Source organism: Goekera deserti, assembly GCF_010685995.1.
Classification (GTDB): Bacteria; Actinomycetota; Actinomycetes; order Mycobacteriales; family Geodermatophilaceae; genus Goekera; species Goekera deserti.
In genome coordinates, this window is sequence record NZ_JAAGWK010000024.1 from 112,922 (window position 1) to 127,050 (window position 14,129).

11 protein-coding genes and 1 tRNA gene are annotated in these 14,129 nt (G+C 75.2%); 2 read left to right on the forward strand and 10 right to left on the reverse strand.

Features of this window, described 5'->3' with window-relative positions; genetic code table 11:
• Nucleotides 1-37: 37 nt before the first annotated feature.
• The 7 genes from G1H19_RS16705 to G1H19_RS16735 form a co-directional block, all read right to left on the reverse strand.
• Entirely contained in the window at nt 38-1,351 is a 1,314-nt protein-coding gene (locus tag G1H19_RS16705) for a hypothetical protein (protein ID WP_152730874.1), read from the reverse strand.
• The gene (locus tag G1H19_RS16710; protein ID WP_162393051.1) at nt 1,335-2,438 is read right to left on the reverse strand and encodes a glycosyltransferase; all 1,104 of its coding nucleotides are present in this window, start codon (nt 2,436-2,438) and stop codon (nt 1,335-1,337) included. The genes G1H19_RS16705 and G1H19_RS16710 overlap by 17 nt, the downstream gene beginning before the upstream one ends.
• Before the next feature lie 5 nt (nt 2,439-2,443).
• Nucleotides 2,444-3,172 carry a WecB/TagA/CpsF family glycosyltransferase gene (locus G1H19_RS16715; RefSeq protein WP_152730872.1) on the reverse strand — a complete coding sequence of 243 codons (729 nt, stop codon included), beginning with the start codon at nt 3,170-3,172 and terminating at the stop codon, nt 2,444-2,446.
• A 247-nt stretch (nt 3,173-3,419) separates the two neighbouring features.
• Nucleotides 3,420-5,189, reverse strand: coding sequence for a DUF7402 domain-containing protein (locus G1H19_RS16720; protein ID WP_162393050.1), 1,770 nt, complete (start codon nt 5,187-5,189; stop codon nt 3,420-3,422).
• An 818-nt stretch (nt 5,190-6,007) separates the two neighbouring features.
• Nucleotides 6,008-6,988 carry a ribose-phosphate diphosphokinase gene (locus G1H19_RS16725; protein ID WP_152730870.1) on the reverse strand — a complete coding sequence of 327 codons (981 nt, stop codon included), beginning with the start codon at nt 6,986-6,988 and terminating at the stop codon, nt 6,008-6,010.
• Nucleotides 6,985-8,541 carry a bifunctional UDP-N-acetylglucosamine diphosphorylase/glucosamine-1-phosphate N-acetyltransferase GlmU gene (gene glmU / locus G1H19_RS16730; protein WP_322099365.1) on the reverse strand — a complete coding sequence of 519 codons (1,557 nt, stop codon included), beginning with the start codon at nt 8,539-8,541 and terminating at the stop codon, nt 6,985-6,987. Before glmU ends, G1H19_RS16725 begins: the two co-directional genes overlap by 4 nt.
• Nucleotides 8,542-8,566: 25 nt before the next feature.
• Nucleotides 8,567-8,642: transfer RNA gene (locus G1H19_RS16735), tRNA-Gln, on the reverse strand.
• Between the two features lie 409 nt (nt 8,643-9,051).
• Between G1H19_RS16735 and G1H19_RS16740 the strand changes: the two genes are divergently transcribed.
• Both G1H19_RS16740 and G1H19_RS16745 read left to right on the forward strand, forming a co-directional pair.
• On the forward strand, nt 9,052-10,044 hold the full coding sequence (locus G1H19_RS16740) for an acyl-CoA desaturase (RefSeq protein ID WP_152730869.1): 993 nt from the start codon (nt 9,052-9,054) through the stop codon (nt 10,042-10,044).
• A 182-nt stretch (nt 10,045-10,226) separates the two neighbouring features.
• Entirely contained in the window at nt 10,227-10,829 is a 603-nt protein-coding gene (locus G1H19_RS16745; protein WP_174278108.1) for a TetR/AcrR family transcriptional regulator, read from the forward strand.
• Nucleotides 10,830-10,934: 105 nt separating this feature from the next.
• Here G1H19_RS16745 and G1H19_RS16750 read toward each other — a convergent pair whose 3' ends face one another.
• From G1H19_RS16750 to G1H19_RS16760, 3 genes are read right to left on the reverse strand one after another with little or no spacing between them, the layout of a single operon-like run.
• Complete coding sequence (locus tag G1H19_RS16750) at nt 10,935-11,891, reverse strand: 4-(cytidine 5'-diphospho)-2-C-methyl-D-erythritol kinase (RefSeq protein ID WP_152730868.1); 957 nt, start codon at nt 11,889-11,891, stop codon at nt 10,935-10,937.
• On the reverse strand, nt 11,888-12,859 hold the full coding sequence (rsmA, locus tag G1H19_RS16755) for a 16S rRNA (adenine(1518)-N(6)/adenine(1519)-N(6))-dimethyltransferase RsmA (protein WP_235928143.1): 972 nt from the start codon (nt 12,857-12,859) through the stop codon (nt 11,888-11,890). Before rsmA ends, G1H19_RS16750 begins: the two co-directional genes overlap by 4 nt.
• Nucleotides 12,832-13,983, reverse strand: coding sequence for a transglycosylase family protein (locus G1H19_RS16760; RefSeq protein ID WP_162393049.1), 1,152 nt, complete (start codon nt 13,981-13,983; stop codon nt 12,832-12,834). Before G1H19_RS16760 ends, rsmA begins: the two co-directional genes overlap by 28 nt.
• Nucleotides 13,984-14,129: the final 146 nt, after the last annotated feature.

The following is a 14,129-nucleotide window of genomic DNA, read 5'->3' on the forward strand; positions in this document are numbered from 1 at the left end:
GCGTCCTGCCCGACCCCGACGGGTGACGGCGCCGCTCTCACCTGGGCCGGGCCGGCGCGGACGGCGTCCCGGCGCCCCCGGCGTCCCGTGTCGACCCCCTGCGCAGGCTGGTCACCTGGACCACCAGCGCCCCGAGCTGAGCGAGCAGCAGGGCGAGTGCGCCGCCGGCCGCCCCCCAGGACGGGGCGAGGACGGCGACACCGGCGACGGTGAGCAGACCGCTCGTCGCCGTGCTGGCGAGGATCGTCCTCGACATGCCCAGGGGCGCCAGCACGTCGAAGGTGACGGCGGAGACCACTGCCCAGCTCGCCAGTGCCGCACCGAACAGGAGGCTCACCCGGGGGTCGACGGCGACGGCCCCGGCGAACAGCCAGCGGTCCACCACCGGCAGCCCCAGACCGATCGCGGTCCCGGCCAGGAGTCCCGCCGTGCCCGTGCTCGTCACGGCCAGCCGCATGCGCCTGCCGCGAGCGAGGTCGGCAGTCTCCGACACCCACCCCTGGAACGCGTGGTAGACCGGCTGCACCCCCGCCTGTGCCAGCCGTTGCACCCGGTCCCCGGCTGCGAACGCGGCGAGGGAACCGGGCGCCACGGCGGCGAGGATGCTCATCGGCGCGGAGTTCACCACGGCGACGACCACGTCGGTCGCCGCGGAGGTCCGCTGGGTGCGCAACGACCCCCAGGCCTGCGACCACGTGCGCCGGGACAACGACGGCTCGCTGAGCCGGCGGGTCAGCGTCGCGGTGATCACGAGTTGACCGCACAGCAGGACGGCGGGGTACCAGAAGGGGTCCCGGGTCACCAGGACGGCGACCACCGAGACGAGCTGGACGGCCAGCCGAGGGATCGTCTCGTACCGCGCCTCGCGTCCCGGACGACCGGTGCCGACGAAGAACCAGTGGGCGGACAGGCCCACCGTGCCCAGCGCCACCGCCGTCAGGGCCGCCAGCACCGCGTACCCGTCCGGCGCCAGGAGCGCGGCGGCGACAGCCCCGACCGGGAAGACGACCGCCCCCACCAGCAACCGGGCCAGCGTGCTCACCCACAGCAGCTGCGCCCGACCCGGCCCGTCGAGCCCGACGACGAGCGTCGGACCGACGAACCCCCAGCCGTACTGGAGCACGGTGGCCACGCCGGTGCCGATGGCCTGCCCCAGCGCGACCGCCGCCCAGCCGGGTGCCCCGCCGACGGAGCTGATGACCGGGATGACCGCCACCGAGCCCAGCAGGGAGATCAGCGGCAGGCCGACGAACGACGTGACCCGGGCCCACGGCATCCTCGGGCGAGCGGCACCGGCCTCGTCGTCGAGCACGCCGGCGGGGCCCTGCCCTGCCTCAGAAGGAGCAGCCATGGTCCGCCGCCAGCGCGGCCCAGTCGTCGGCCGTGACGTCGATCGAGTACCGGCGGACGTGGTCCTGCATCTCGGCCAGCCCGGGCCTCCCGGCCAGGTCCGCGGCGCGGCGCGCGAGGACCTGCGACAGTGCCTGCGCGTCCCCGACCGGGAAGAGGCTGAGGACCTCCGGCCGGTCCCCCAGCAACCGCACCATCTCCGTGGGACCCGATGTCGCCGAGGCGACGACCGGCACGCCGCACCCGATCGCTTCGAGGACCACCAGCCCGAGCGCCTCGGAGTGCGAGCCGTGCACCAGCAGGTCGGCGTCCTTCACCAGCTCGTACGGGCGCGGGTGCCCCCCGTGCACGCGCACGAGGACCGGGCCGTCCGACGGCAGGGCCTCCAGCCAGCCGCGCAACGGCCCCTCGCCCACGACGTGCCACTCGACCTCCAGGCCGGAGGAGAGCAGCCCCTGGTAGACCACGTCCAGCCCCTTGAGCGGCACCAGCGCACCCACCGAGACCACCGACAGCGGTCGCTGCCGGGCGACCGGGGTGGCCGGGGACTCCACTGCGGCCCGGAGCGCCGGCAGGTCGACGGCGGGGCTGATCACGCGGGGTCGCCGCTCCAGCCCGTACACCTGGACCATGGCGTCGGCGACGCCCTCGGTGTTGGCCACCACGACGTCCCGACGTCGGAAGACCTGACGCACCAGGGCCTGCTTGGCCCGTCCCAGGCGGATGAACCGGGCGTGCTCACGAGGGTCCAGGTCCTCGTAGTAGACGAACGTGAAGCCGTCGTCACGAGGGCGGTCGGCCAGCGCCCCGGCCAGGATGCTGGCCCACAGGTGCAGCCCGACCAGCGACCTCTCCCCGTCCCGGAACCGCTCGTCCAGCAGCCGGCGGAGCCTGCGGGCCACCAGCGGGGTGCGCAGGTGGTCGTCCAGGCCCAGGCTCTCGACGGCGACGCCCGGGTCGAGACCGTCGAGCAGGCCACCGACCCGCTCGTGCAGCACGACGGCTGCCCGGCCGTACCGGCGGTGCACCGCGTTGGACAGCAGCACCGTCTGCCGCTCCGCCCCGCCGTAGCGGAGGTGCGGCTGCACGCTGATCAGCACGGCGTCCCCCGGGTGCCCGGTGCGCCGTCCCCGGCTCCGGGCCGTGGTCCGCCCCGACCCTGGCCGGCGGCCGGCGCCTGGCCCGGTCCGACGACGTACGCGGTCAGCTGGCGACGGAGCAGCACGGCTCGCCAGGCCTCCGTGGAGTACCGGCGCCACAGCCGCCGGGGCTCCCGGTACAGCCGCACCAGCCAGTTGAGCCTGAGCGGGTAGGCCCACGGCGGGTAGTAGTGGTCCTGCGAGAACTGGTCGATCCACCCACCGCACGTCACGACCAGGCAACCGGGTGCTCGCAGGGCGAGTGCGTAGGCGTCCTGGCGCGGCGCGCCCAGACCGACGATCACCAGGTGGGCCTCGAGCTCGCCGAGACGTCGGCGCAGGTCCCCCGGCGCCGGCAGACCGTCGTAGCCGTCGACGGCCAGGACGACGTCGTGACCGAAGTCCTCCCGGATCCGGGAGCTGGTCGCGGCGAGCGCGGCAGCCGACGACCCGACCAGTGCCACCCGGAGGTCCCGGAGGTCCCCCAGGAGCACCGGCAGGACGAGGTCAGCAGTCGTGCGCGGCCGGCCGGCCCGCACGAGGCGCGACAGCAGGGTGCCGTCGATCCCCACGTGGTCGAACTGGGCCAGGGGCACGCCGGCGCGCATGCTCTCCAGTGCGCTGTGGTGGTTCAACCACGTCACGACCGCCCCACCGCGGCGCAGCAGGACGGAGGTCAGCACCTCCGCGAGCCCCCCGGCGCCCGGGGAGCCGGTCGGCGACACGTGGTCCGGCACGCGCAGGGACGGAGCTGCCCGGTGACTCGGCCGGCCGGTCGGTCGTTCGGCCGCGCCCCGACGTGGCGGGCCCTGGACAGGATGTGCACCGCCTGCCGTGGGAGGACGCTGTCCCACGCGGCGCGTGCCGGTCAGGTCGGCGGTCCTCTCGCGGTACAGCGACGGTTCCCCCCGGGTCCAGCGGACCCGACCCTCAGCCACGTGGGGAGGAGGCGGAGAACGTCTGCAGTTCCGACAGACCCACGTTGGTCGTCGCCAACCCGACCGAGGTCACGGTGACCCGGACAGAGGACGTCGTGCGGGCCGGGAAGGTCACCGTGGTGGCCTTCCCCCCGTTGTCCAGCGCGGGCACCGTCACACTCGACCCGTCGGAGAAGGTCAACCGCGCACCCGTGATCCGGTCGAACGGGTTCGGGCGGTCGTACAGGACGATCCGGTCGGTGCGGACCGGCGCCGGCCAGGACAGCTGCAGCCACGCCCCGGTGCGTTGGCCGGCGGTCGCCCACTCCGCGGTCGGCGTGCCGGGTGCACCGGCGATGACCCCGTCGACCGCCCTCACCGCCGTCTGGCCGGTCCGGGTGTTCTGCGAGGAGGCGGTCACGGTCGCCGAACCGGCCAGGTTGACCGGCGGGGCCGGGGTCGGAGTGGGAGTCGGGGTGGGAGTCGGCGTAGGGGTCGGGGTCGGCGTCGGGGCTGCCGACACACCGAAGGCCCGCAGCTCCGCCAGACCGGTGTTGGCCGTGGTGGCGCTGACCGACGCGACCGTGATCCGCAGGGACGTCGTGGTGCGCACCGGGAAGGTGACCGGCACGGCAGCCCCGGCGTCGTCCAGCGCGGGCACCGGGACGGTCGACCCGTCCGAGAAGCTCAGGGTCGCACCGGTGACCTGGTCGTACTGGTTGGGGCGGTCGTACAGGACCACCCCGTTCAGCTGGACGGGGGCGGCCCAGGTCAGCTGCAACCAGGCGCCCGCACGCTCGCCTGCGCTCGCCCACTCCGCCGTGACGTCCCCGGGGAACCCGTCGACCCGCCCGTCGACCGCCTTCGCCGCCGTCTGGCCGTCCGCGGGGTTGTCCGACGACGCCGACACGGTCGCCGACGACGTCAGGTCGGAGCCGGTGGGGGTGGGCGGCGGGACGACCGCGGCGTTGGTGTGACTGCGGACGAGCCAGTCGCCGGAGCTGCCGTAGGCGCACTCCTCGCGGCTCAGGCAGGAACCCGGGTCGTACGGCGCGTAGGCGAAGAAGGCGGCGTACTTGGCGTCGAGGTCCGGTCCGGAGACGTTCGGCGGACGGGTGGTCGACAGGTAGCCGAGGTACCCCGAGAAGGGCACCGACGGCGCCGCCGCGGCCCGCGCGTCGGCGGCCAGCCGGCCGATCGCGTGGTGGTCGCTGTGGTCGCCGTCCCCGTAGGCGCCCTTGTCGTCCAGGGTCCGGACCACGGTCGGCGCCGCCGCCGACATGATGCCGCCGAGCACGGCGACCACGTCCGGGCGGGTGTAGCTCTGCGCCGGGGTCTCCAGGGTCGACAGCGACGCCGTCCGACCGGCCTCCAGCTGCTCCAGGCTCCGGTAGTCCGACCGCGGGCTGCCGGAGCCGTCCTGGAACCCGTCCGGCAGACGCAGGAAGTACAGCTGGACGCCGGGCCGTGCGGTCAGGGAGGCCCGTGCCACGGACTTGCCGGCGACCGACACCCGGCTCGTCGTCCACTGGTCGGCCACGCCCGCCATCCGCGCGTACGCGGCCCTGACCCCGGACTCGCGCCCGAGGGGGTAGCTGTCGTCCCGGCCGGCGTCCCCCGAGGTCGCGAACACCGAGGTCACGCACCCCCCGGCCGCGATGTCACGGAGGACGGCCGGGTTGATGAAGAAGAGATCGTCGTCGGGGTGCGCGACGACGTTCACCGAGGTCGTCGCGCACGGGGCGGCCGCGGCCGGTCCGACCAGCCCGACGACGAGGGTCACGGCCGCCGTCCCGAGGCCGGCGACCAGGCGACGGGACCGCCGGAGGCGTCCCTGCGTGGGGACGTCGGGCGAGCGGACGGCTCCTCGCGCCGACGCTGGTCGGGACACCTCCGTCGACGTGGACGACCTCGCCGCCTCGTGGTGCCCGGCGGACCGGCGCTCCCGTCCGGACGCCCACCATGCTGACGTGCCGCTCACAGACCGTTCCCCCCGTCGACCCTGCACCGTTGCGGCCGGCCCGACCCTGGTCGCGGACCGAGGGCTCCCGGTCAGCCGCGCAGGGAGTTTCACGATCAACCGATCGGGCGTCAACCCATCGGGTGACGACCACGGCGGAACATCGCGCCGAGCCCTGCCCACGCGATCATCACTGGCGTGGCGATGACACTCGGTGAAGATGTGCACGCGCCACCTGGGCGAATGCACCGTGACCCGTCGACTGCACCGAGTGACGGTTACTGTGTGTCATCACTTCTGGTCAACGGTTCGGCGCATCGACCGGCCGCGAGCGCCTGCGGCGCCAGACACCGGGTCGTGGTCGTGCTCGATCCAGACCCAGCTCGGGCAGGCGAGCCGCCGACCGCCAGGACGACGTCATGGCCGTGGGGTCGACGGCGGAGCCCCGGTGACGGGGCTCCCAGGTGACGGGGCTCCCGGTGACGGGGCTCCCGGTGACGGGGCTCCCGGTGACGGGGCTCCCAGGTGACGGGGCTCCCAGGTGACGGGGCTCCCGGGTGACGGGGCTCCCGGGTGACGGGGCTCCCGGGTGACGGGGCTCCCGGCCGGCGGGTACAGCTGGGGGTGCGGGACCTGCAGGCTCAGCCGTTGCCGTCGAACAGGCTGGTGACCGACCCGTCCTCGAAGACCTCGCGGATGGCGCGGGCCAGCAGCGGGGCGATGGAGAGCACCGTCAGCTTGTCGAAGTCCTGCTCGGGGGTGATCGGCAGCGTGTTGGTCACGATGACCTCGCTGACCTGGCTGTTCTTCAGCCGGTCGGTGGCCGGGCCGGAGAGCACGCCGTGGGTGGCGGTGACGATGACCTCGGCCGCACCGGAGGCGAACAGCGTCTCGGCGGCCTTGGCGATGGTGCCGCCGGTGTCGATCATGTCGTCGACCAGGATGCAGACCCGGCCGGACACCTCGCCGACGACGCGGTTGGCCTTGACCTCGTTGGGCTTGGACGGGTCGCGGGTCTTGTGGATGAACGCCAGCGGCACCCCGCCCAGCTTGTCGGTCCACCGCTCGGCCACGCGCACCCGGCCGGAGTCGGGAGAGACGACGGTGATGTCCCGGTCGCCCCACTTGGCCTTCACCTGCTCGACGAGGAGGTCCAGGGCGAAGAGGTGGTCGACGGGGCCGTCGAAGAAGCCCTGGATCTGCGCGGTGTGCAGGTCGACGGTCATCAGCCGGTCGGCGCCGGCGGTCTTGAACATGTCGGCGACCAGGCGGGCGGAGATGGGCTCGCGGCCGCGGTGCTTCTTGTCCTGCCGGGCGTAGGGGAAGAACGGGGCCACGACGGTGATCCGCTTGGCCGAGGCGCGCTTGAGCGCGTCGACCATGATCAGCTGCTCCATGAGCCAGGTGTTGATCGGCGCGGTGTGGCTCTGCACCACGAAGGCGTCGCAGCCGCGCACCGACTCCTCGAACCGGACGAAGAGCTCGCCGTTGGCGAACTCGTAGCTCGAGGTGGGCACCGGCTCGACGCCGAGGTGGCCGCCGATCTCGCTGGCCAGTTCGGGGTAGGCCCGGCCGGAGAAGAGCATCAGGCTCTTGCTGGGCGTCTGCCGGATCGCGCTCATCGGGTGGTCGTCCCCTGCTCGTCGTCGTCCCGCTCGGCGGGGGTGGTGGCGTTCCCGGGCGCTGCCGCGGCCGGCGTCGCCGACCTGCTCTCGGCCGCCTCGGCCGCGTGTGCAGCCGGGGTGCCCGGACGTCGTCGTCCCACCCAGCCTGCCACATTCCGCTGCCGCGCCCGACCGACGGCCATGGCCCCCGGGGGGACGTCGTGGGTGATCACCGAGCCCGCCGCGGTGTACGCGCCGTCCCCGACGGTGACCGGCGCCACGAACATGTTGTCCGCCCCGGTGCGGGCGTGGCTGCCGATCGAGGTGCGGTGCTTGGCCACGCCGTCGTAGTTGACGAACACCGAGGCGGCCCCGATGTTGGTGCCCTCGCCGATCGTCGCGTCCCCGACGTAGGTCAGGTGCGGGACCTTGGCCCCGGCTCCGACCTCGGCGTTCTTGGTCTCCACGAAGGTGCCGACCTTCGCCCCGGCGCCCAGGTCGGTGCCCGGGCGCAGGTAGGCGAACGGGCCCACGGAGACGTCGGCGCCGACCACCGCGCGCTCGCAGTGCGCCCGCACGACCCGGGCCCGCTCCCCCACCACGGTGTCGGTGAGCGTGCTGTCCGGGCCGACCACCGCCCCGCCGGCCACGGTGGTGCTGCCGTGCAGCTGCACGCCGGGGTGCAGCGTGGCACCGGCCGCCACCCGGACGGTGACGTCGACCCAGGTGGTCTGCGGGTCGACGACGGTGACGCCGTCGCGCATGAGCCGGTCCAGCACCCGGTCGTTGAGGGTGCGCCGGCGCTCGGCGAGCTCGCGCTGGTCGTTGCAGCCGAGGGTGTCGGCGGGGTCCTCCGCGCGGTGTCCGCCCACCGGCCGGCCGTCGGCGACCAGCAGGCCCAGCACGTCGGTGAGGTACTGCTCGCCCTGGTCGTTGGCCGCGCCCACCCGGCCGAGCGCCTCGCGCACGGCGTCGGCGTCGCCCAGGTAGACCCCGGCGTTCACCTCGCGCAGCGCCCGCTGGGCGGCGTCGGCGTCGCGCTCCTCCACGATCGCCCGCACGGCGCCGGCGCCGTCCCGGACGATCCGGCCGAGGCCCGTGGGGTCCTGCACCTCGGCGGTGAGCACGGTGAGTGCGGCGCCCTCGGCCCGGTGCTGCGCGACCAGGCCGGCGACGGTCTCCGGGCGCAGCAGCGGCGCGTCCCCGTTGACGATCAGCACCGGGCCGGTCAGGTCACCGACGGCGTCCAGGGCCACGGCCGCGGCGTGACCGGAGCCGTTCTGCTCCTCCTGCACCGCGGTCAGTGCGTCGGGTGCGACCTCGGCGAGGTGCTGCTGCACGGCCTCCCGGCCGGCCCCGACGACGACCACGACCCGGGGCGCCCCGAGCGGGGCCACCGCGGCCAGCACGTGGCCGAGCATGCTGCGCCCGCCCAGCGTGTGCAGCACCTTGGGCGTGCCGGACCGCATGCGGGTGCCCTGCCCGGCCGCCAGGACGACGACCGCCTGGACGGCCGGCTCGGCCACCGTGGCCCCGGCTGCGGGCTGGGCGGGGGGCGGGGGCACGGTCACGGTTCTCCTCGGGACGGCGGGCGACTGGCTGGGGGACTCGGACTCGAACCGAGACTGCACGGCACCAAAGGCCGGCGGGCTGCCGATTACCCCATCCCCCATCGACGCCGACCGGGGGACGACGCCACGAGGACGCCGGACGAGCCGCTCCCCGCCTCCCGAGCCTAGGGCCTCCGACGCCGGGTGCACGCCGTCGGGCGGCCACCGGGAGGCGGCCGGCCGGGCCGGCACCCCGGCGCCGCGTCGTCGCCGGAGCCGTGCCGCGCCGTCGTCGGAGCCCCTGCCGTGGGGCACCGCGGACCGGTAGCTGCCCCGCCGGGTCCCGCATCCGAGCGGCGCCACCGGCCTGAGCTGGGCAGTTCCCCGCAGCCCTCCCGGCCCGCCGCTGCCGGGCGCGCGGGCCTCCCTACGCTCCCGTAGGTTCCTGTGCACCAACCGTGCCCCGAGCGCCGTCGTGCGCACCGGCACCCCCGGAACCCGGCACCCCCGGAACAGAGCCCTGGAGGCCCCTTGTCCGCTCCCGCCCGCACCCGACCGACCGCAGCGCCGCGGCCGGCCGACCCTGACGTGGGGCTGCCGGCCAACGCCCTGGGCAAGGAGAAGGGGGTGCTGGAGCAGATCGTGCTGTACGTGTTCGTCGTGGTGCCGTTCCTGGCCCTCGCCGCCGTCGTCCCGGTGGTGTGGGGCTGGGGGCTGTCGTGGCTGGACGTGGGGCTGTTCGTCGGGTTCTACGTGTTCACCGTGCTGGGCATCACCGTGGGCTACCACCGCTACTTCACGCACGGCTCGTTCAAGGCCTCCCGCGCGCTGCGGATCGGCCTCGCGGTCGCCGGCTGCATGGCCGTGCAGGGCCCGGTCGTGCAGTGGGTGGCCGACCACCGCCGGCACCACGCGTTCTCCGACCGGGCCGGTGACCCGCACTCCCCGTGGCGCTACGGCACCGACGCGCGCTCGCTGGCCAAGGGCATGTTCCACGCGCACCTGGGCTGGCTGTTCGACCGCCGCCAGACCAACGCCGCGCGCTACGCCCCGGACCTGCTCAAGGACACCGTGCTGCGACGCACCAGCCGGCTGTTCATCGTGTGGGCCGGCCTGGGCATGTTCCTGCCCGCGCTGATCGGTGGCCTGGTCACCTCCAGCTGGGCCGGTGCGGCGACGGCGTTCTTCTGGGCCGGCCTGGTGCGGGTCGCGCTGGCGCACCACGTCACCTGGTCGATCAACTCCATCTGCCACACCGTCGGCAGCCGGCCCTTCGCCGCCCGGGACCGGTCGACCAACTTCTGGCCGCTGGCCGTGCTGAGCATGGGCGAGTCCTGGCACAACCTGCACCACGCCGACCCGACGTGCGCCCGGCACGGCGTGCTGCGCGGCCAGGTCGACATCAGCGCCCGGGTGATCTGGGTGTTCGAGAAGCTCGGCTGGGCCCGGGACGTCAAGTGGCCCGACCCGGTGCGGCTCGCCGCCAAGCGTCGCGTCGAGGCGACCGCGGGCGCCGCGTCCTGAGCCAGGCCCCGCCGCCGGGCGGCACCGCCGGCCCGTCCCCCGGCGGGACGGGTGCCGGTGGCACGGCGCCCGCGACGGTCGGCTCCCCCGCAGCACCCCGCACGGCGCCGGCCCGGCCCGCCCGGCGGCCCGCCGAGCCGGGCCCGCCCGGCCCCCGGGCACCGGGCCGGGCGCGGGTGCGGATGACCGGCCCGCAGCGTCGCGAGCAGCTGCTGGACATCGGCCGCGAGGTGTTCGGCCGCCGCGGGTACGCAGCGACCTCGATCGAGGAGATCGCGGCACGCGCGGCGGTGAGCAAGCCCGTCGTCTACGAGCACTTCGGTGGCAAGGAGGGCCTCTACGGCCTGGTCGTCGAGCGGGAGATGCACCGGCTGCTGGAGCGGTTCACCTCCACGCTGACCGTGGACGGGCACCCGCGGGTGCTGCTGGAGCGCGCGGCCCTCGTCCTGCTCGGGTACATCGAGGAGGAGACCGACGGCTGGCGGGTGCTGACCCGGGACGCACCCGTGGTCGGCGGCAGCAGCACGTACTCCTCGCTGATCGGCGAGGTGGCCAGCCGGGTCGAGCACATCCTCGCCCAGCAGTTCTCCCGCCGCGGCTACGACCCGCGGCCGGCCCAGCTCTACAGCCAGGCCCTGGTCGGGATGGTGGCGCTGGTGGGCCAGTGGTGGCTGGAGACCCGCACACCGGACCGGCACGAGGTGGCCGCCCACCTGGTCAACCTGGCCTACAACGGCCTGTCCCACCTGGACGCCGCCCCGCGGCTGTCCCCGCACAGCCCCTGACGACCACGGGCCTGCGTGAGCGGCGCGCCGACGTGTCGCTCACGCAGCTCCATGATCACTGCCGGCAGGGGGCGGGGCGGGGCGGGGGTGGGGGTGGCGGTTCGGTCAGCCGACGAGGCGGGCGCCGGGGACCGGGCCGTGCACCGCGCGGACGGTGCGGAAGACCCCGGCGCCGGCCAGCTCGGCGGCCACCCGCACCGCGGCGTCCTCGTCGTCGACCAGCGCCGCGACGGTGGGGCCGGAGCCGCTGACCAGGGCCCGGCGCGCCCCGGCCTCCTCCGCCGCCCGCAGCGCCCGCTGCAGGTCCGGGCGCAGGCTGAGTGCCGGGGCCTGCAGGTCGTTGCCCAGCGCCGCCGCCAGCGCCTCGGTCGGTCCGCCGTGCAGCGCGGTGATCACCGCGTCGCAGCGGCCCGCGGCGTCGTGGACCCGGGCGTGGCCCGCAGCCCGCAGCCGGTCCAGCTCGGCGTAGACCCGCGGCGTGGACAGCCCCTCGCCGGCGATGCCGAGCACCCAGTCGCTGCGGCGCCGGGCGAGCACCGGCGACAGCTGCTCGCCCCGGCCGGTGCCCAGCGCCACGCCCCCCACCAGGCTGAACGGCACGTCGCTGCCCAGCTCGGCGGCCAGCCCGGCGAGGTCCGCGCGGGTGGCCCGGGTGCCCCACAGGCTGTCCAGCGCCACCAGGGCCGCGGCGGCGTCCGCGCTGCCCCCGGCGAGGCCGGCGGCAGCCGGGATCGACTTGGCGATGTCGATGGCCGCGTGCGCGGCGACACCGGCGTGCTGCGCAAGCAGCTCCGCCGCCCGCCAGGCCAGGTTGCCGCTGTCGGTGGGCACCGTCGCCGGGCCGCCGTCGGCACCGCTGCCCTCACCGCTCACGGTCAGCGACAGCCGGTCGTCCGGGCGGACGGTGACCGTGTCGAAGAGCGAGACGGCCAGGTAGACGGTGCGCAGGTCGTGGAAGCCGTCCTCGCGCAGCGGCCCCACCTGCAGCTGGGCGTTGACCTTGGCAGGTGCCCGGGCCACCACGGTGCCGTGACCGGCGCCGCGGCCCGCTCCGGCGCTCATGCCCCGTCCCCGTCCGGGAGCACCGCGGGCGTGGCGGCCAGCCGGGCGAAGTCGGTGACCGACAGCTGCTCGCCGCGGGTCGTGGGGTCGATGCCGGCCGCCCGCAGGCGCTGATCGGCGGCGGCCGGGCTGCCCGCCCAGCGGGCGAGCGCGGCCCGCAGCCCCTTGCGCCGGGTGGCGAAGGCGGCGTCCACGACGGCGAAGGTGGCCGCGCGGTCCCCCGGCGGCGCCGGCCGGCGCCGCAGGGACACCAGCCCGGAGTCGACGTTGGGCGCCGGCCAGAACACCGGCCGACCCACTGCGCCGGCCCGCCGGACGTCGGCGTACCAGGCGGCCTTGACCGACGGGATGCCGTAGGCCGGGCTGCCCGGGGCGGCAGCCAGCCGCTCGGCGACCTCGGCCTGCACCAGCACCAGCGCGGTGCGGATGCTGGGCAGCAGCTCGAGCAGGTGCAGCAGCACCGGCACGGCGACGTTGTAGGGCAGGTTGGCCACCAGGGCGGTGGGCGGGGGCCCGGGCAGCTCGGTCACCCGCAGCGCGTCGGCGGTGACCACGGTGAGCCGGTCGGCCAGCGCGGGGGCCCGCTCGGCGACGGTCCGCGGCAGCTGGTCGGCCAGCCGCGGGTCGATCTCCACCGCCACCACCGCGGCGCAGGCGGGCAGCAGCCCCAGGGTCAGCGAACCGAGGCCCGGGCCCACCTCGCAGACCACGTCGTCGGCGAGCAGGTCCGCGGTGCGGACGATGCGCCTGATGGTGTTCGCGTCGTGCAGGAAGTTCTGGCCGAGCGACTTGGTCGGGCGCAGGTCGAGCTGCTGGGCCAGACCGCGGATGGCGGTCGGGCCCAGCAGCCCCTCGCTCTGCTCGGCTGCCCTGCTCGGCGGCGGGTCACCCGGGGTGGGGCCCCCGGCCGTGCGGGGGTCCGGCTCGGCGGTGGACCCGGTCAGAGCCGCTTGCCGCAGGACGGCCACGGGGACGCCCCGCGGGCCGCGTAGGTCGCCTCGCCCACCGCGATCTGCTGTTCGCGGGTGGCGAGGTCCGGGCGAGAGGCGTACTTCGCGCCGCCGTAGGCATTCCACGTGCTGATGTTGTACTGCAGGCCGCCGTAGTAACCGTTGCCGGTGTTGATCGACCAGTTGCCGCCGGCCTCGCACTGGGCGAGCGCGTCCCAGTCCAGGCCGCTGCTGGGCGCCGGGGCGGCCGCACCGGAGTTGCCGGTGGCGGGGGCATCGGCGGCCGCCGGGGCCGGGGCGGGCGCGACCGGCTTGGGCTTGGTGCCCACGCTGACCTGCTCGGTCACCGGCGGGGTGGTGACGGTGGGGGCACCGGCGACGCGGGAGGTCTCGACGCCGTCGGTGGTGGTGACCGTGACGACGACCGACTCGACGCCCTCGACGCCCTCCTGGGTGACCTTCTCCGTGCCGACCAGCAGGGCCGGGTCGTCGACCTCGACGGTCTCGTAGTCGATCGGCCGGGTCTCGGTGACCTGGGTGACCGCGACCCGCGCGACCTGCAGCGTCATCTGGTCCAGCAACGGCAGGTCGGCCGGCAGGCTCATCCGGTCCTGCGGGCCGAGGGCGATGCCCTGCTCGGCCAGCAGGGTCGCGGGGTCGGTGGCGGTGGTGGTGACCACGCGGGCGGCACCGTCGACGACGATCGTCACCTCGCGCGGGGTGGTGATCGCCAGCTGCATGCCGTCCAGCGGGACGCGGTCGCTGCGGCTGGCGGAGAGCACCAGGTCGTCGGTGCGGTAGCCGAGCTGCTCGAGCGCCTCGTCCACGGAGGTGGCGGTCGTGTAGGCCTGCACGTCCACGCCGTCGACGGTCAGCGTCAGGGGCCGGGCGCGGTTCAGCACGATGGCGTCCCCGTCCTCGACGGCGGCGTCGGCAGCCGGCAGGACGACGTCGTGCGACGCGAGGGTCAGACCCACGTCGTCCAGGACGTCGCCCACGGTGTCGGCGTACGTGTCGACGGTGCGGGACTCACCGTCGACGGTCACCGTGAGGGTCTTCTCGGCGATGACGTAGGCGAAGGAGCCGCCCACCAGGCCCACGAGCACGAGGGCGAACAGACAGAGCTTGAACGATCGGCGCACAACACATCCACGGGTCACTGGAACCGGGCGGGGGGAACGGCGGCAGGCGAGGTCCCCGCCCGGAGGCGGATCCCAGCCATGCCACCCGACAGCGCCGGACCCGGAGGTCCACAGGCGCCGCAGGGGTCTCGCTCCCCACCCCGGCA

What these genes read in the sequence shown, in the direction of transcription:
- G1H19_RS16750 (WP_152730868.1), bottom strand. Translation starts at nt 11,891, where the DNA reads ATGAGCGCCGGAGCGGGCCGCGGCGCCGGTCACGGCACCGTGGTGGCC.
- G1H19_RS16745 (WP_174278108.1), top strand. Translation starts at nt 10,227, where the DNA reads ATGACCGGCCCGCAGCGTCGCGAGCAGCTGCTGGACATCGGCCGCGAG.
- G1H19_RS16725 (WP_152730870.1), bottom strand. Translation starts at nt 6,988, where the DNA reads ATGAGCGCGATCCGGCAGACGCCCAGCAAGAGCCTGATGCTCTTCTCC.
- G1H19_RS16705 (WP_152730874.1), bottom strand. Translation starts at nt 1,351, where the DNA reads ATGGCTGCTCCTTCTGAGGCAGGGCAGGGCCCCGCCGGCGTGCTCGAC.